We start from the raw sequence: 17,983 nt of genomic DNA on the forward strand, positions 1-17,983 counted from the left end.
CTACACATTAACGTCATTGCAAGGTCAGGAAGCAATCTCAAAGCCTCGTTTTCTCGTTACTATTACGTAAGTCCGATCTGACTTGAAAAAGCAGGGGAACTGGGGGACAAGGGGGACAAGGGAGAAACAATTAATGCCCAATGCCTATTTTCATCTGTCCTCGTGTATGCAGTTCATGACGGCTACTTATAGCGTTTCCCAATCATATGAAATACAACCCCACCCGCCCTATCGGGCACTATCCCCGAAATCGGGGAGGGCTGGGGAGGGGTTCTTCTATACCTCACTAGAATGAGAAACGCTATATTACTTATTACTTTTTACTTATTACTTAACTTACTCCTACCCTCTACCTTTGCTTGCAAGAAATTATTTATCCTCCTTCTCTCCCTTAACCCTTTCAGCCTTTATAATTCTTAATGATTCAAAGAGAGGGGAACTATGGCGCATACAATTGTCACAAATGTCTGTGAAGGTGTTGCAGACTGTGTAGATGCTTGTCCAGTGGCTTGTATTCATGAAGGACCAGGGAAGAATGTCAAGGGTACAGATTGGTACTGGATTGATTTTTCCACCTGTATTGATTGTGGAATTTGCTTACAAGTATGTCCTGTAGAGGGGGCGATCGTCCCTGAAGAAAGACCTGATTTGCAAAAAACACCATAACAGAACATAGGGAACAGGGTACAGTATTTCCATCTGTCACCTGTAACCTATCAGAAAATACTGATAAAATAGCTACTCAAAACTAGGTTTTGTGATTAACCAAGACTAAAGATTTATTTGATAAATTACCTATCAATCTTGACCAATGACCAATAATTACTTACTAGAATTAAAAAACGTTCACGCTGGCTATATTAAAGATGTTGATATTCTCCAAGGGGTAAATTTTTGTGTGCATCCTGGAGAATTAGTGACAGTTATTGGTCCCAATGGTGCAGGTAAATCGACTTTAGCGAAGACAGTTTTTGGTTTGCTCACTCCCCACACTGGAACAATTACTTTTAAAGGTGAGAATATTGCAGGTTGTAAATCCAATCAAATTGTCAAAAAAGGTATGTGCTATGTTCCTCAAATTTCTAATGTTTTCCCCTCACTCACAATCGAAGAGAACCTAGAAATGGGGGCATTCGTGCGGAATATTGCCCTACAACCTTTAAAAGATAAAATATTTGCCATGTTCCCCAAATTAGCGGAACGACGGCGACAACGGGCGGGAACCCTTTCTGGTGGTGAGCGCCAAATGTTAGCTATGGGTAAAGCTTTGATGTTAGAACCGAGTTTATTACTTCTAGATGAACCTTCGGCAGCTCTATCACCAATTTTAGTCAATCAGGTGTTTGAACAAATTCAGCAGGTAAATCAAACGGGAACAGCGATTGTTTTGGTGGAGCAGAATGCCAAGAAAGCTTTAGAAATGGCGCATAGAGGTTATGTGCTAGAGTCGGGAAGGGATGCGATTTCTGGTACTGGAAAAGATTTGTTGAATGACCCGAAAGTGGGTGAGTTGTATTTAGGTGCGGGGAAACCACATTAAAACAATTGGCAATACTCGCTCCGCGAGAAGCAAGGATATACAATCAACTATCTCAACTTACCTACTTCAAATATTGCATATCTGGTCCCTGGGGAATAATCCCGCCAGGATTAAGGGGAAAGAGGTTGCCGTAATAGTCTCTTTTTATACTTTCTAAATCGCAGGTTTCTGCAACTCCAGGTAGATTGTAGATAATTCTAAGGTAATTACTGAGGTTTTTGTAGTCTTGAATACGACGAATATTGCATTTAAATAAGCTGTAGTAAACAATATCAAAGCGGAAAAGGGTAGTAAATAATCTCACGTCTGCGAGGGTGAGGGTATCTCCGCAAAGGTATGGGTTGTTTTCTAGGGTTTGTTCGATGGTGTCGAGGGTTGTAAATAGTTCTTGGCAAGCGGTATCATAGGCTGCTTGGGATTGGGCAAAACCACAACGATAGACACCGTTATTGACAGTATGGTAAATTTTCTCGTTCCAGCGATCAATTTCTGGTTGTAATGCTGGGGGGTACAAATCTTGGTTGTTGGCAAAGTCGTGAAATTGAGAGTTGAGGATGACAATGATTTCTGCACTCTCGTTATTAACGATGGTGTTGGTTTGTAAATCCCAAAGTACGGGAACTGTGCAGCGTCCTTGGTATCCTGGTTGGGCAAAATTATATAATTCTGGGAGAGTGCGGCAGCCGAATTCTGGTTGATTCAGTACCCAAAAACCTTCATCTGGGGAGGGGTTAACAATGGATACAGAGATAGTATCTGTTAATGCTTTTAAAGCCCTGACTACTAGGGTTCTATGTGCCCAGGGGCAACCCAAGCCGACATACAAACGGTATCTATCTTTACTCGGTTGGTAAGGGTTATTACTATCTGTGTTGATTGTGTGGCGAAACTGACTTTGGGGACGGATGTACTCTCCTTGGGGGTTGCGGGGTGCAAGGTTAGACATCATTGTTTGCCAAAGTGTTTTCCAAACAAATTTAGCAGTTTTGATGATGTATTTAGAAGGGAGAGATTTGTTTTTAGTCATGGCGATTGTGCAATGATTTCATCGTCGAGGGATGTTTTCACAAATATTAAACATCCTGTGGGGGTTTCTGGTTGGTGGATGGTGTCGGGGGAGGAATAGATGCGATCGCCACTGACATAAGTTTTACCATCAATGATTAAACTGCCAGCTAAAACCACAATTTCTTCATTTCGTGCGTGTTTGTGGTTGGAAAAACGTGTTTGCTCGGTTGCGTTGACAAAAAAGCCAATTTCTCTGGTTTGGGAATTTTCAAATAATTTCCCAATCATCACCCCTGGTTGTGGTAATGGTTCCCAGTTAACCTCTGTTGCTTGTGCTGTTAAGTCACAGACGGATGGGGAAGGAGGGATGTCATTGCTGTGAATGCGTTGGAATAGACGCTGTTTTAATTCTACCGCCATGGGTACGGGGGGAGCAGAATAGGCAAGACTAGTTACTGCTTCTTGAAACTTGCGAACTTCTAGGGATAATTCGGGAAAGTCAGCGATCGCCGTCTCTAGTAACAGGGTTTCGTTTTCGTCTAAGCTATTGAGGGCAGATAATGCTGCTAATTCTAAATATTCTTCGTATTGCATATTTCTCGTCAATAAAGTGTTGATATAAGGTTTTCTGATTGGGAGAGCAAAGTAACTGCATAATTTATTTCTAAATAATGGTTATTTATTAATTAAAGCTCGTCTATTTTGAGAACTTTGCAACTCCGGGTATTGTTTCCTTCGGTTGCAATCACAAAACTACACTTTGCACAATGGACAAGATTTAATACGATTGTTTGGGGAATTTGGTTCTATTGTGAGCATCATCCAGAAATAATCTTAAGAAATAGAATCTACGTGACGGTGGCAAGACTAACTCTCTCTCAATGATGCCAAAACGCCACGCAATTTTGTTAAACCGAGGCGAATACGGGTTTTAATTGTACCTAAAGGTATACCTGTTTGAGTGGAAATTTCCGTATGACTCCACCCTTGGAAATAAGCTAATTCTAAAACTTGTTGTTGTTCTGGGGGTAATTCCCGTATGGCAGTTTGAATTAAAGTCCGTCGCTCAGAAAAAATGATTTCTTCCGATGGATCTACCGATAGCGATCGCGCTTCTTGTTCGACTGCATCTAGGGAAACTATGGGTGTACGTGTCATACGTTCCCGGATTCGTAACTTATCAATGGCACGACTACGCAGTTGCATAAATAACCATGTATCTACCCGCGCCTTAGTAGCATCATAACGCTGGGCAGTACGCCATACCTGATGGAAAACATCTAAGACAGTCTCTTCTGCCTCTTCTACTGTACCAAGCATCTTAAAGGCAACAGCGTAGAGAATCTTCCCGTAGCGATCATAAAGTTCACTAAGGGCGCTTTCATCCTGCTGGGCAATTCTTGCTATCAAAGCAGCTTGATCTGTTTCAGTTTGAGTTGTCATTCATGGGAAGCGGGTCACAGTGGCAAAACATACATAGGTGTTTACAGATAAAAATAGCATTCCTCTGAGCTAATATTTGCCTCTGAGAATATTTTTCCACAAATAAATCCAGTTGCTGTCAGTTTGCGTATATCACCTTGAATCATGACGGGAAGCCTGATTTTGCACGATTTGAGTCAAAGTGAGCCAAAATTTAATAATTCTTAGTTTGGAAACACTTTTCGATGACAAGCTGGGGATGATTAAAATAATTCGTAATTCGTAATTCGTAATGCTCCCTGCGGGAGAGCTTCGCTAACGTAATTCGTAATTCGTAATGCTCCCTGCTCCCTTCGGGAGAGCTTCGCTAACGTAATGCTCCCTGCGGGAGAGTTAACGCTAACGTAATTACGTTTTGTGACGGGGATTTAAACCCCCAAAGTTGGTTAAACCTTTTTCATTGTGACGTAGATCAACAATTCCTGGAGTTGCTAATTTTTTTCTGTTTAATTAACCTAAATTTTAACTATCTGTAAAATATGCAACGTTTAAATTATTCTTCTCGAATTCTCTGGCAACAAGTTGGTAGTTTAGCCGGATTATTAGCAGCAATTATGTTTAGCTGGATGGTTTACGGGTATTATCAATCACAGATTTTGATGAAATTAGAATTTCCCTTTTTAGCAAATTGGCTAGGTATTATTCAAGGTTTAATTGCAGCAATCATAGAACCGGGAGTGGGAGCGATCGCGGATAAAATTCAGGGGAAGTATGGCAGTAAATTACCAATTATTAGTGTGGGGGTGGTGTTAGCGGGATTAATTTTTGTTGCTAGCTCTTTACTTTTAGAACAGCATCTTTCTGGAATGGTGCGATGGATTGTACCTGTGATGATGACTGTTTGGGTGATAGCAATGATTATTTTTCGGGGTCCCGCGATCGCCTTACTACGACAATTTGCTCCCGTGGAGGAGTTACCCCAAGCAAATGCTCTGTTAGTCATGATATTCGGATTAGTAGGTGCGACTTCTCCCCTACTAGATTTATTTTTGAAAAATATTGGTGCATCAATTGCCTTTATTTTGGCGGCGATCGCCCTCGTTATTAGCACATACATTCTCCGTAATTTCACCAATCCCAGGTCATTCATTCCGGAAAATGTTACAGAACATACACCACCCATACCCTTCTTATTATTAATTCTCCTATTTATTGTTGGCATGAGTGCGAGTTTAGAAGTGAATCTACTGACTTCCTTAGTTCCACAAATTTTACAACAGCAACTTCCCAATTATTCTCCGCAAATTATTTGTTCTGTTATCCTCTTAATTGCAGCAATTTTATCTGTACCTCTGGGAGATTTTGCCAGTAAATTCGGTTCCGATAAAACTATTTTATTAGGATTAATTAGTATTTCTACCTTGATGGGTATTTCCTTAATTAATTCCTGGAACTTCGTGACATTCCTACTCATATTTGCCTTTGCTCTAGCTTTTTGCCTGGTATTTATCAGTATGATTCCCTTTACCTTAACTAAAGTACCTGCAAGTAAAGCAGGATTAGGTACAGGATTTTATTTTGGTGGTGCTGGTGGTGCTACCGCATTACTGACATTATTAATGAAACAAGAATTTTTTAATTCCCTTTTGGGTTTTGTGTGTAGCGCGATCGCCTGTATAGTTGCCACAATTTGCATCGCCAAAATTCACCGCATCCAAGCAATTTAGAAGACATATTATTTACATAAAATATAAAATTTTCATAAAATTCTACTTTTATTTCCGAAGCTACGGTGAAAACAAGTAATATTTGTTAAGCTATAAGCGCTGATAGGTAGGTAAACGGAAATAAATTCAATTATGTTGACTATTTTAAGTCTAGATACAAGCAACAAAAAACCAATGACAACCCTTGCTAATTAGCTTCACCTGTTCAGACGTTACTAGTAAGGAGATATGTCAGGATTATGCATTGGTTGCTATCTGGTCGTTTAAGTGTAGAAAAGATTACAGTCAAAATTGCAGATTTACCAGTATCTTTAGCTGGAACCAAGCTAGTACAGATGTCTGATTTCCATGATGATGGGAAACGCTTATCCGAAGAAATGTTAGAGCAGGCGATCGCCATCACGAATGCAGCAGAAGCAGACTTAATTCTCCTCACCGGAGACTATATCACTACCAACCCATCACCCATTCATCACCTCGCATCTCGACTCAAAAATCTCCAAAGTCGTTACGGAATATATGCGATTTTAGGCAACCATGATATTTACTATAAACATCCTCACAGAAAACCCAAAACTCCAGCCCCATATTTAGGTATAAAGCCAGAAATTATTGCCGCATTTGAGAATATTGGCATTCATGTATTATGGAATCAAATTGCCTATCCCCTGGGTGAAAAATTACCAATTATTGGATTAGCTGATTATTGGTCAGAGGATTTTCAACCTGCATCGGTGATGGAAAAAATTGACCCCAAAATTCCCCGCATTGTCCTATCTCATAATCCTGATACCGCAGAAATCTTACAACAATGGCGAGTAGATTTACAATTATCCGGTCACACTCATGGAGGACAAATAGTAATTCCCGGTGTAGGTACAGTTATCCCTTTCTATAACAAAGCTATTATCAAAATTCCCCGACAATTGAGAAGACTTATTCCATTTTTCCCTTCATCACCCATTAAAGTTATCCAGCATTGGGAATGGACAATGGGGTTACATCAAGTTGGGAATAATCAACTGTACGTCAATCGTGGACTAGGAACCTATGCTCCAGGACGATTATTTTGTCCACCAGAAGTGACAATTATTACTTTACTCTGAAGAATGATTCTTTCACTATGGATATCGAGGAGATACAAGAAATGTTTGGACTAAGCGAGTTAAAGCAAACACGGTTTTATCAGCAAGCTTTCGCAGAAGGAGAACAGGAATGTAAACAGGAAGGTAAATTACTCGCTGTACAGCCAATGTTAGCTGCGGGGTTGATTGTGGAACAAATAGCCCATGCTTTAAGTTTAACCGTGGAGGATGTGAGAAAAGCTGCACAACAATCTGAGTAAACCAGGAAATATAGGCGATCGCCATCCAAAACTTCCTCATCAACGCGATCGCCATCCCTACATTCCCCAAAACTTCCTCATAAATGCGCTACGCGAAGCGTAAAGCCTTTGGCTTATCGCCATCCCTACAACTTCCCCAAACCGCGATCGCTGAATTCTTGTACATTTTGAAAAAAAAATCGATCGTTCCGCTTCGCTACACTTTGTAAGGGTAAAGAATCAAAGAGCAAAGGGTAAAAGTGCAAAAGTGTCAAGGGTTAGGAAGAGTCCTCGACGAAAAAACACCACACACAACCCGAAAACCGACATCGTTGCCATCGATGTCGGGGACGCTGTTGTTGCGAATAGCAGAACGGCAATACCCAGGATTGAGGTACCACGAACCACCGCGCAGCAGCCGGTACTGATTATCATTATTATTGTTTTCTATCCACGCACTGTCATCTGTTGGTGACTCTTCATAATTTGAATGCCATTGGTCTGCACACCATTCCCATACGTTCCCATGCATATCGTATAAGCCAAAAGTATTCGCTACACCAAAATGACCTACTTCTGTTGTTTCCTCACGATAAATTCCTTTCGGTCCACGACCGTATGAACCTGACCAATTTAACTCTTCGTTATCGGTTCCTCGATAATTAGCTAAATCGGTTGTAATTGTTTCGCCAAAATGAAACGGTGTGGTCGTTCCTGCACGACAAGCGTATTCCCATTCTGCTTCGCTAGGAAGACGATAGGGTCTTTGTGTATGTTGGGTGAGTCTTTGACAAAATTCCACCGCATCGTACCAAGATACACACTCAACTGGGCGATTAGCACCTTCAAATCTAGATGGTTTGGGTTTGAGTTCGTGGTTTACTTGCGGTAGAGAGGCTACAAATTCCCACTGTGCTTGGGTTACTGGATATTTACCCATAAAAAACGTGGGAACTGTGACTTCGTGTTGGGGACGTTCATAATCACTACTTCCTTCTTCCGTTTCTGGCGCACCCATTATAAAAGTACCACCAGGAATTAACATCATTTCCAGTTGGATTTGATTCTCTAAGTTTTCAACACCCAAATTTTCGATATAAAATTGCGCTGTTCCTTGGGAACGGTTAATAGCTATTTTCGCCATTTGCTGTTGATAAAATTCTTAGGCAGTTGCTGGAAGTATGAGCGTTGCGGAATATGCCCATACTACAGGATTGAATCAGGAATCTCCTAATGCTACGAAGACACTTCAGCTACATCAAATCTTCTTCAACTAAATCAACAATTTTCATTAATGCTTTTAAAGTTCCAATTTTGAGGTCTTTATTTTTATGTACGGGAATTGAAAGTATTTTATCAAAATCAGGATTTTGGTAGATGTGATGGCTACCTGTAGTTCTCTGTAAAATCCAGCCTCGCTGCTCAACAATTTTACACAACTGCTTACCAGAGACTGATTTCATACCGCAATCTCAACAATTTGAGCATTTGATTCCAGCGAGTGAGTGCTATTTGCAACTTCTAGCCATCCTTCAATTGCATCTTTTAAATTTGTTAATACTTCTTCCATTGTGTCACCTTCAGTTATACAACCAGGAAGTGCTGGAACTTCTGCCCAATAACCACCTTCTTCTGCCAGATGAATAATTGCTTTGATTTTCATAGATTCTTATGTTGTAATAGGCAGCTATTTTAAAAGATGGGGTAATTTTTCGGCGAACCTACTAAGCTACCCACCCTAATTTCTCGTTACTAGGCTCTGCCTTCATTTTAATTACGAGGCGGAGCCTCATGCAATACTTTCCCAGCCGGAGACTGGGAACGAGAGGGAAGAATAAAAGAGAAAAGGGCAAAAGTGCAAAAGTGTCAAGGGCTAGGAAGAGTCCTCGACGAAAAAACACCACACACAACCCGAAAACCGATATCGTAGGCACCGGTGTCGGGGTCGTAGTTGCTGCGATTAGCAGAACGGCAAAGAGCAGGATTGTAGAGCCACGAACCACCGCGCAGCAGCCGGAAATGATTATCATTCTTACTATTTTCTATCCACGCACTGCCATCTGTTGGTGCCCCTTCATAATTGTCATGCCATTCGTCTGCACACCATTCCCATACGTTCCCGTGCATATCGCATAATCCAAAACCATTCGCTACACCAAAACTACCTACTTCTGTTGTTTCTCCTCTGTATGTTTCCTTTACTCCAGCACCATAGGTATATTCAGCGTTATAGTTAGCTAATTCTGATGTAATTGTTTCGCCAAAATGAAATGGGGTTGTTGTTCCTGCACGACAAGCGTATTCCCATTCTGCTTCGCTGGGGAGACGATAATTTTTACCTGTGTGTTGGGTGATGCGATCGCAAAACTCCACTGCATCAAACCAAGATACACGCTCAACTGGGCGATTTTCCCCTTTAAATCTAGATGGGTCAGATTTTAGTTCGCGGTTTACTTGTGGAAGAGAGGCTACAAATTTCCATTGTGCTTGGGTTACTGGATATTTACCCATGAAGAATGGGGGAACTGTGACTTCGTGTTGCGGACGTTCCGAGTCTCTGATACCTTCTTCGTTTTTCGATGCCCCCATCATAAAACTACCACCGGGTATCTGTACCATTTCTAGAGCAATTTCATTGCCTTCATTCTCTAAATATTCAATAAAACTATAAGCTATCTGAATATCGCGATTAATAATTAATTCCGTGTTGTCTCCTGATTTTTGAACTTCGATAGTTTTTACTTCAAATTCAAATAATTGCAGGTTAATCTCTGGAGTTATTTCTGGGTTATTTTCACTTTCATATTCTCTTTCTTCTATGTTTTCCCCATCTTCGACAGTAATTGTGGCAATTTCAAAATTACAGGTTTGCAGGGGTGGAAAATTTTCTAAATTTAAAACTTTCTCTCCCGCAACGTTTTCCGTTCCCGAAGAAGGTTGCTGTGACAATCGCAGTTTTTCTCCAACAACTGGAAACAAGCTCAAACTAATCGCTGGTGAAAGTTCCAGCTCACCAACTTGATAGGAACGGTTTATTTCTGTCGCTGTAACGTCCTCTGGGGTTCGTAAAAGTTTTTGCACCAAATTTGCATATTCCAATAAACTTGGTTCTTCTTGCAATTGGGGTGCCAATTCTTCCGTAATCCTGGTTAACCTGGCAAGTTCGGCTCGAATTCCCAATTCATCGAGGTTTGCACCACTCACCCCGCTACTTACTTCTAGTAACCTGCGAGCAATTTCCTGGGCTGCTTGTTGGCATTCGCGATCGCCCAAATATACCATTGCAGCCAAGCGTTGGGCTTCTAATTCCTGTTGCCGTTGACCTGGATTTAAACGACTCAAATAATTGACATAGCTGTATAAAACCTGGGCAACTTCGCGCATTCGTCGCTCTCCAAAGCGGGGATCGCTTTTCATTTGTTCCAGCAAATATCCCCGGACGTGGGTATCGATCGCGTACAGTTCGTACCCAACTTGGCTGCAAAAATCGGACAGCAATAAATCGACTTCCGCAACCCAAGGAACTTTCTCATTTCGCAAAAACTCATTGCGGAGATAATTTACCAATTCTGGGGTCAAAACCAAAGGCAAAGCAGCATGATATGCCAGCGATCGATAGGATTCATCAAAACGACGCACAAATCGATCGACAGTTTGTTTTGCCTGCTGCCGTAATTCTTTGAGTTGTGGTGCGTCTGCTGCCATCCGATTCTAAAGTCCCCGCACAATATCGATCGCATTACTCAAGCCATTATTATCCATTTCATACATCGGTATCAAATTCGCGATTATTTCGGCGGAACTGCCAATCCATCGGTCTTCTGGCATGGGGTTTAACCAAGCAATTAGGGATGAATGCTGTTTTAATTTGGATAGGAAGCTCGTAGTGGCACGAATTCGTTTTAATTCCCGATATCCCCGTGCTGCTCCACCATCGCTAACAATCAAAATGCTGGTGCAATCGCTACAATTTGCCAATACGGTTTCTAGGGAAATTGGCTCTGTCAGGTAAACGTCTTTGTAGACATTGGCTGCGGGTACGTTGTGAAAATAAAAGACATTAACCTGTTCCCGCTCCAGGCAACTTTCGTAAAGTGCAGTTTCGATTAAATCCCGCTCGAAACGATGAAACGGTGTCATCGAGCCATTTTGGTCGAGCAGCAACAATAAGCTGGCATCGTTACGTTCCTGCCGACGATAGACTGGAGCTAAGTAAAAACCCTGGTGAGTGACTTCATCGATGGTGGCATCAATATCAACCACATTTCGGGGACCATCAGCAACCAAACGACGCAGGTAGCGCCAATTATAAACGAGCGATCGCCGGGTAATTGGGTAATAGGTTTGAAATGGGGATGTTTCCTCGTTTTCTGCGGGGGTAAAGGGTGCGCGAATTGGTAAGGATGAGAGTTGGGGTTCGGCTTTTGGTTCTAGGATTGATTGGGAAACTGGTGGTGGGGTAATTTCTGCTAGGGGATCGATTCGTTCTGGGGAAGATTCGATTTTGGTTGGTTGTCTTTCTGGGAGTTGTGGTGGGTTTTGCTGGGGGACGGGTATTGATGCGATAACGGAAGACCAAATTGGCTCGAATTGTTCCTGCTGCGATCGATTGTGACACCACAATATTTTCAAGGTTTCGGCTAATTCTGCCGGGGTTTGTCCGAATCCTCCTGCGATCGCTTCTTTTGCTGCCAAAAGTTCTCCCACACCCAATTTAAAGTTTTTACTCCGCAAACTAATAAAAGTGCGGATAGTTAATTCCTGGGGGTCGATCGGGGGAATGTTTTGTTCTGGATTTTGGAAGTCTGGATTAGAGGAACTCATGGGGCTTTGGCATATTTTTTCCAGTCTTGCTGTAATTTGAATAATAATTCCCGATAGGGCAGCAATTTATCCTCTGCTAATTGTGCGGCATTATAGGGTTCGCTGCCAAATTGATGTAGCGCTGTCAACCAATCTAGAAACTCGCTGGTTCCGGGTTTTTTGAAGAGTCCACCTTCATTCCATATATTTAAGAAGCGCTTAATTGCAGTTTGCATTAAATCACTTGTGGGTGGATTTTCCTGGCAAATTTGGTAGTGCGATCGCACGATTTCCTGCAATAAATCGGCATCGTTGGGAAAGTCTAGATAATGATACAAGCAGCGACGCAAAAATGGAGCGGGTAGGTTGCCTTTTTCCTTGTTGCTGGTAATAATTACAATCGGTCTGCAATCTATACGAGCATCGATAGGATTATTTGTGCGATTGGGATAGGTTGCTGTAATTGTTTCTCCAGTTTCTTTGATTGTAAATTCCCAAGGTTCGTCCAATACCGTCAGCAAATCGTTAGGAAAATCCAAATCCGCTTTATCGATTTCATCAATTAACACGACTGCGGGACATTGTTCGAGCCGAAAAGCTTTACCCAAAGCGCCAAATGTTCGATAATCCTGGGGATTACTGGGATTGCGTGCAGATTGCGATTCTACTTTTTGGGTTTGTACGTCGTGTAACCGTAAAATTGCATCGTACTCGTAAAGTCCATCCACCGCTTTCGTCGTCGATCGTACATCCCAACGGTAGAGGGGTAATCCCAATTCGTAAGCAACAGCCGAAGCCAAACGAGTTTTACCGCATCCAGCATCACCTTCTAATAATAAGGGTCGCCGCAGGTAAATTGCTAAATTTACAGCCTTTTTTAATCCAGGAGACACCACATAGGGTTCGGGGTATTGGGGTGAATCTGGGTGGGGATTAGGCGATCGCTTTTCGGGGTTATTTTCAAAAATCAAACTCATAATTTATTATTCAAGGCAATTAACTCAATTTACTTCTCAATGCTTCACATATCAATTTGGGAGTACCACCACGACTGGAACGATGAATACTTTTAGACATTGATAAAATTTGATTTGTTGGCAGTCCTGAGTGTTTTTGTAACCAAGTATCGATATCTTGCTCGCTCCAATGTGATAAGGTAATTGGGAAAATTTGACTTTCGCTGAATTCTTCCCCATCGCAAAAAATGTCTAAGCCATTGCATTCTTCTAAATCATCTAAAATATAATCATCCGAACTGACAAGGACGATAAATCTGACAAATCCAATTTTTTTATCATGACAGGTTTTTATTAAATTATTATTTAAAAATTTACAAAAATCATTTAATAGCCAACAAAGAAATGAATCTTTCTTATCCAATAAATCAATTTTGTTTAGTTCGATAAAAATAATACTACCATTTTCGATCGAGTGATTTATTTTTTTGGAGATTGAATCATAATCATCCTTTGTGTGAATTGCTTCAATTCCTAGATGACCAGCTAGTGCTTGTAAAAAACCAACTTCATCTAAGCTTCCACCAATAGTAAAAGCTATTGGGTAATATTTTAAATCAGTCGTTTCTTCTTCTAGTATTTTCTTGATTTCTTTGCTAAATAGTTCTCCTGCCATATACAAACTATCATTAACAAAGAAAATAGCGTTACCATATTCTAAAAAATCTTCTAAAATATTTTCAATAATCTTTTTCTGTTTCTTAAAATCAATTTTAGATAATTTCTGTTCTATAGCACAAAATCTTCGATTGAGGTTGGCTTCGTTTACTGAATCTTCCCCATATAATCTATTTTCTAAATTAGTTAATTTTTGTTGATAATCATCGAGTTTCCGTTTCAAGATGACTTTCTGTGCATCATCTATTGTTGAACGGTATTGTGTCGAACAGGCTTCCTCTTCCTTGATTAAATCAGCATATTCTAATGTAAGCTTTCTACGCTCTGATTCAGATAGCATTTTAATATATTTATCTCCTAATAATTACGTTATTTTTCTGCATATATTAAATATTATTTATCTGATTTTCTAAATCATTTATTTGATTATCTAACTTATCAATTTTCCTTTTTAAAACTATTTTTTGAGCATCGTCTATTGTCGAGCGATATTGGCTGTAAGAAGCATCTCTTTCTTCGTGTAAATCTGTGAGTTCATCTTGAAGACGCTGCTTTTGGCGTGATGTTTTCATGCTTGGTTGTTGCTGATTTTTTGTTTGTCCTACTTGATTTTGATTAGATTGGTCTTGATGAAAATTACCTGTACTAGTTTGATAAGTTATGGTTTGGCGATCGCCTGACAAATTAAACAACTGTCCCCCCTGATTCTCCTCCCAGCGCAGATATAACACCGGACGATACCACTGATTACCCCCGATTCCCATCGCTTCCCGCGCTTGACTGACAGCAATCCCCAGAGAATTTTTTTGCCCCAAGGAGCGATAAAACTGTTCGGCAAACTTGGCAGCAGCAACAACGGATACAGAATACTGCATCGCCACCACCGCAGGAATACGTTGACCGATTAACCCCTGAGCGGTGCCATTAAATACCGACTCTCCTTCCAAAGTCATTGCCGATTGACAGGCACTCAACACCACCAAGCCAATCCCACCGGGTTTCTTTTCCCCATCCCCAGAACTCGATTTACTCAGCAATACCGCCAATTCTTTGGCACTGACATAATCCGCTCCCCCTTTCCCATCCTCGAATACCAAATAACCACTAGCTTCGGGTAATTCTGTCCCACATTTACGGCAATTAGTTGTCTTATTCCCCTTATTCATGGCTTTACACTGGGGATTGGTGCAGCGTTTTCCATACAACCCATGTCCGTCGAAATGGAGAACTTGGGGAGCGTCTTCTCCCCGATGCTCGGTTAAATAAGCTCTCAGTTTATCCGTTGTTGCTTCTGGCAATTGCACAAAATTAACCCGTCCTTCCCGACTAGCTGTTGCCAATCCCTGGCGAATTGCTCGGACTTCACTGTCGCCTAATTTACTCAATTCCAAATCAGCATCAGATGCGTTAGATGATAATAATAATACATTAATCTTCTCTGTAGGAAGTAAGTTGGGGGCAATACTTTCGTAGGCTATGTAGCGGGAAATTGTGATGTTGCGATCGAGCAATAAAAAACCCCTGTCGTCGTGGAGCAATTCCCAAGGGTAATCGGCTAATCGTATGTCTGTTGTGGTATCTGAAAATTCTAATTGGATGTGGAGTTGGGTATTTTGTAGTTCGCTAATTCCCAGGGAGGTTAATAAAATATTTTTGACTTTACTATCTGCTGGAAACAAGGCTTGAAAAAGACTTTTACCAATATTAGCTAGATACTGGGGATGAAATTTAGTATGGTTTTCATCGAGAATCCCAACTACAGCCATCCATTCCCGTTCGTTTTCCTGGAAATACTGGGGATTAAAAGCGCTCATTTCCAAGCATCTGAGCAAAGTAGCTTTGTAATTTTTCTCTTGTGCTTGTTCTTGTGCGTTGGTGAACGCAACAAAAGGCAAAGACGATTCAATGTCTCCCTCACCTACTCCTGAGGCTCTCACTTGAAATTTATTTCCACTCGTAGGGGAAAGGTATAATTTTAACGCTGCCAATTCCCGACTTCCTTACTACTTAAATTAATTTATTCCACAGAGATAATTAAATACCTGGGTCGTCATTTCCCTTAAGTATTCCTTCAACAGATGTATCCAAAAGTTTTTGCCATTTTTCCGGATTTTTCTGGTAGTAAGCCTTGAGAAGCTGTTCCTTTGTTAACAACGGCGATAGTTTGACCACTACTTTTTGCACATCATCGCGGCTGACTTTTCCCGATAGCTCGCCACCACCGAATTGGAGAACGTTAATTTTTACGCCCCCACCACCTTCTTTTTTGACCGTGACTTGTAGTTCTAATTCTACGGAATCTACACTTAGTAGGGGTGTATCATTTTCACTATTAGGGTAAGTAGTAAGTAGTTCTTTTTTTACTTGCTGGATAAATTCAGCCAGCCCTATTTCGCTTGACATCTCAAAATCCTCAAAAAGTTAATCTCTGTGACAAACATTACTATTAGAATAATATCTGAATCATCCTTTATTTTTGAATGGGAATGCACGTAGAGTTTCGTGAATTTAATCCTTTTGATGTCTGGATTTGGCTCAAATTCAGTACGATTCCTTCTAAGCGAGAAAAGGAATATGTGGAAGAACTTTTCCACTCTTGGTTTTATCTAGGAAAATTAGGTGCATTCAACGCCGAAAATCTCCAGGTACAGGATACGGGGTTAGATATCAGCTACATGAATTATGATACAGACGCATACAATCGCAGTCTGGTAGCCCTGATGCATAACATGGGAGAATTTGAGTATGAGGGAGAGTGGGGACGTTGTTGGTTTGACTTAGGTACAAGTGACGCGATCGCCATCGATATTCTCATCAATGGACTTACCCAACTGAGTCAGGAATATGTGACTATTGAACTGCTGTATCTGGGTGGTGAAAATGATGATTGGTCAACCGAAGATAGTGATAGCCGCCCCACTTTCATGTACGATAATTTAGATAATTGAATTATATAGAAGTATGTATAATCCAGCGCAAATTCGTGTCCTTGCTTTAGGACTAATTCGTGATGGTGATAAAATTTTTATCTCCGAAGGTTACGATCCCGTTAAACAACAGACATTTTATCGAGTTATGGGTGGTGGTGTGGACTTTGGTGAAACAAGTCTAGAAGCACTACAAAGAGAATTTCAAGAAGAGATTCAAGCGGAATTAAAAAATATTCGTTACCTTGGTTGTTTAGAGAATATTTTCACTTTTAATGGCAATCCAGGTCATGAAATTATTCAATTGTATGAATGTGAATTTGTGGATAGCAAATTTTACCAGTTAGAAAGTCTCACCTTTGCGGAAGGAGAACGCGAAAAAACAGCCCTTTGGGTAGATATCAACAGATTTAAATCAGGGGAGTTGAAATTAGTACCAGATAATTTTACAGATTATCTCTAGTAATCAACCAAGCTAAAATTGTCGGGAGTAAGGAGTAATGAGTAGTCAAATTAATTTAACAGTCAACGTTTCCTTGATGGAATAGTAGGAAATAGTTCTTCCCGAAAATTCACTTCTAAAATCTCTAGAAAACAACTAGTTTTAAATAGATTTTTTCACTAATTCGGGAATTTGGGAAGGACGTTCTGCGACTGGTACTCCTGCTTCTATGAAAGCTGCTAGTTTACTTTTAGCTGTGCCAAAATCTGGATCTCTGCCAATAACAGCAGCAAGATTGCCAGTTTGTCGCCAATGTTTGATTGGGGGTGCTTGGGTACCAGCAATATAGGCAATCACAGGTTTATCTATGGCTTCTGCAATATACCTTGCTGCTGCTTCTTCCCTTCCCCCACCGGGTTGTCCCACGAGTACTATAGCCTGGGTACTTTCATCCTCATCGAAAATTTCTAACCATTGAATAAAGGAAGAACCAACGATCGCGTCACTACCAATACTCACACTTATTGATTGCCCCAAACCTGCTTGGGTTAATTCCCTGGCAATCTCGTAGGTAAGGGTAGTGCTACGACTGAGAATACCGACGGAACCGGGTGTATAAAATTCACTCGGCTGTGTCCCAAGAAGAATCTTGCCAGGGACGATAATCCCAGGACTATTGGGACCAACTATCAACGTGTCTGTAGCCTCGGCTTTCCGCAGCAGTTCCACCATATCCAGGGCTGGTACTCCTGGAGAGATAATCATAATTTGACGAATATCAGAGGCGATCGCCTCTAAGGCGGCATCTAGTACTTGGTAAGGATGTACGCAAATAATAGTGGTATCAATTGAACCATATTTATTGATTACTTCCTCTACGAGGTCGAATACCGGTAAACCGTAGAGATTCTGTCCACCACACCCCGGATTCACCCCAGCTACCAATTTTGTCCCGTAGGCTTGCATTTGCTCAACATGAATCGCTGAGATAAACTCAGAAAAGCCTTGGATGAGTACTTTGCTATCTGGCGTTAAATTCATAGAAATCACTGTAATTGCTAATATCCAAGACACTACTGTCATGTCACAAGGACTATTTTGATAGGGTCATTTGGATTAAATTGCTACAACAATATCAATATATTGTTTTTCCTGA

20 protein-coding genes and 1 pseudogene are annotated in these 17,983 nt (G+C 40.9%); 8 read left to right on the plus strand and 13 right to left on the minus strand.

The window, feature by feature from the left end; translation table 11 throughout:
- The first annotated feature begins 441 nt into the window (after positions 1–441).
- Positions 442–666, plus strand: a complete 225-nt coding sequence (locus tag IJ00_RS01305) for a ferredoxin family protein (RefSeq protein WP_035149254.1) — start codon at positions 442–444, stop codon at positions 664–666.
- A 145-nt stretch (positions 667–811) separates the two neighbouring features.
- Entirely contained in the window at positions 812–1,540 is a 729-nt protein-coding gene (locus IJ00_RS01310; protein WP_035149257.1) for an ABC transporter ATP-binding protein, read from the plus strand.
- A 61-nt stretch (positions 1,541–1,601) separates the two neighbouring features.
- Here the strand turns inward: IJ00_RS01310 and IJ00_RS01315 are convergent, their stop codons facing one another.
- From IJ00_RS01315 to IJ00_RS01325, 3 genes are all read right to left on the minus strand, one after another.
- Entirely contained in the window at positions 1,602–2,567 is a 966-nt protein-coding gene (locus IJ00_RS01315; protein ID WP_035149261.1) for a glutathione S-transferase family protein, read from the minus strand.
- Positions 2,564–3,142 (minus strand): cupin domain-containing protein, encoded by a 579-nt coding sequence (locus IJ00_RS01320; protein WP_035149263.1) that lies wholly within the window; start codon positions 3,140–3,142, stop codon positions 2,564–2,566. The genes IJ00_RS01315 and IJ00_RS01320 overlap by 4 nt, the downstream gene beginning before the upstream one ends.
- 273 nt (positions 3,143–3,415) lie before the next feature.
- Positions 3,416–3,991 (minus strand): sigma-70 family RNA polymerase sigma factor, encoded by a 576-nt coding sequence (locus IJ00_RS01325; protein WP_035149265.1) that lies wholly within the window; start codon positions 3,989–3,991, stop codon positions 3,416–3,418.
- Positions 3,992–4,509: 518 nt separating this feature from the next.
- Between IJ00_RS01325 and IJ00_RS01330 the strand changes: the two genes are divergently transcribed.
- From IJ00_RS01330 to IJ00_RS29835, 4 genes and pseudogenes are all read left to right on the plus strand, one after another.
- Positions 4,510–5,697: an MFS transporter gene (locus IJ00_RS01330; RefSeq protein ID WP_035149267.1), complete on the plus strand. Its 1,188-nt coding sequence runs from the start codon at positions 4,510–4,512 to the stop codon at positions 5,695–5,697.
- Positions 5,698–5,936: 239 nt separating this feature from the next.
- The gene (locus IJ00_RS01335) at positions 5,937–6,803 is read left to right on the plus strand and encodes a metallophosphoesterase (RefSeq protein ID WP_035149269.1); all 867 of its coding nucleotides are present in this window, start codon (positions 5,937–5,939) and stop codon (positions 6,801–6,803) included.
- A gap of 14 nt (positions 6,804–6,817) precedes the next feature.
- A pseudogene (locus IJ00_RS01340) lies at positions 6,818–7,042 on the plus strand (flagellar assembly protein H); the annotation flags it as partial.
- Positions 7,043–7,125: 83 nt separating this feature from the next.
- Entirely contained in the window at positions 7,126–7,251 is a 126-nt protein-coding gene (locus IJ00_RS29835; RefSeq protein ID WP_256388836.1) for a hypothetical protein, read from the plus strand.
- A gap of 41 nt (positions 7,252–7,292) precedes the next feature.
- Here the strand turns inward: IJ00_RS29835 and IJ00_RS01345 are convergent, their stop codons facing one another.
- The 9 genes from IJ00_RS01345 to IJ00_RS01385 all read right to left on the minus strand — a co-directional run bounded on the left by IJ00_RS01345 (position 7,293) and on the right by IJ00_RS01385 (position 15,861).
- Positions 7,293–8,165 (minus strand): formylglycine-generating enzyme family protein, encoded by an 873-nt coding sequence (locus IJ00_RS01345; protein ID WP_035149271.1) that lies wholly within the window; start codon positions 8,163–8,165, stop codon positions 7,293–7,295.
- A gap of 109 nt (positions 8,166–8,274) precedes the next feature.
- Complete coding sequence (locus IJ00_RS01350; protein ID WP_035149273.1) at positions 8,275–8,484, minus strand: type II toxin-antitoxin system HicA family toxin; 210 nt, start codon at positions 8,482–8,484, stop codon at positions 8,275–8,277.
- Positions 8,481–8,684, minus strand: coding sequence for a type II toxin-antitoxin system HicB family antitoxin (locus tag IJ00_RS01355; protein WP_035149276.1), 204 nt, complete (start codon positions 8,682–8,684; stop codon positions 8,481–8,483). Before IJ00_RS01355 ends, IJ00_RS01350 begins: the two co-directional genes overlap by 4 nt.
- A 203-nt stretch (positions 8,685–8,887) precedes the next feature.
- Positions 8,888–10,726, minus strand: a complete 1,839-nt coding sequence (locus IJ00_RS01360) for a formylglycine-generating enzyme family protein (RefSeq protein WP_035149278.1) — start codon at positions 10,724–10,726, stop codon at positions 8,888–8,890.
- A gap of 6 nt (positions 10,727–10,732) precedes the next feature.
- The gene (locus IJ00_RS01365; RefSeq protein ID WP_046814687.1) at positions 10,733–11,845 is read right to left on the minus strand and encodes a VWA containing CoxE family protein; all 1,113 of its coding nucleotides are present in this window, start codon (positions 11,843–11,845) and stop codon (positions 10,733–10,735) included.
- Positions 11,842–12,801 (minus strand): MoxR family ATPase, encoded by a 960-nt coding sequence (locus IJ00_RS01370; protein ID WP_035149281.1) that lies wholly within the window; start codon positions 12,799–12,801, stop codon positions 11,842–11,844. Before IJ00_RS01370 ends, IJ00_RS01365 begins: the two co-directional genes overlap by 4 nt.
- Before the next feature lie 19 nt (positions 12,802–12,820).
- Positions 12,821–13,798: a hypothetical protein gene (locus tag IJ00_RS01375; protein ID WP_035149283.1), complete on the minus strand. Its 978-nt coding sequence runs from the start codon at positions 13,796–13,798 to the stop codon at positions 12,821–12,823.
- Positions 13,799–13,844: 46 nt separating this feature from the next.
- The gene (locus IJ00_RS01380; protein WP_052754353.1) at positions 13,845–15,446 is read right to left on the minus strand and encodes a CHAT domain-containing protein; all 1,602 of its coding nucleotides are present in this window, start codon (positions 15,444–15,446) and stop codon (positions 13,845–13,847) included.
- Between the two features lie 46 nt (positions 15,447–15,492).
- On the minus strand, positions 15,493–15,861 hold the full coding sequence (locus IJ00_RS01385) for a trypco2 family protein (protein WP_035149285.1): 369 nt from the start codon (positions 15,859–15,861) through the stop codon (positions 15,493–15,495).
- Positions 15,862–15,944: 83 nt separating this feature from the next.
- On the opposite strand from IJ00_RS01385, the gene IJ00_RS01390 reads away from it, so the two are divergent.
- Positions 15,945–16,406 (plus strand): DUF3531 family protein, encoded by a 462-nt coding sequence (locus IJ00_RS01390; RefSeq protein ID WP_035158278.1) that lies wholly within the window; start codon positions 15,945–15,947, stop codon positions 16,404–16,406.
- A gap of 13 nt (positions 16,407–16,419) precedes the next feature.
- Positions 16,420–16,848: an NUDIX hydrolase gene (locus IJ00_RS01395; protein WP_035149288.1), complete on the plus strand. Its 429-nt coding sequence runs from the start codon at positions 16,420–16,422 to the stop codon at positions 16,846–16,848.
- 141 nt (positions 16,849–16,989) lie between these two features.
- Here IJ00_RS01395 and IJ00_RS01400 read toward each other — a convergent pair whose 3' ends face one another.
- Positions 16,990–17,868, minus strand: a complete 879-nt coding sequence (locus tag IJ00_RS01400; protein WP_035158279.1) for a CoA-binding protein — start codon at positions 17,866–17,868, stop codon at positions 16,990–16,992.
- Positions 17,869–17,983 lie beyond the last annotated feature (115 nt).

This window comes from Calothrix sp. 336/3 (assembly GCF_000734895.2).
Taxonomy (GTDB): Bacteria; Cyanobacteriota; Cyanobacteriia; order Cyanobacteriales; family Nostocaceae; genus 336-3.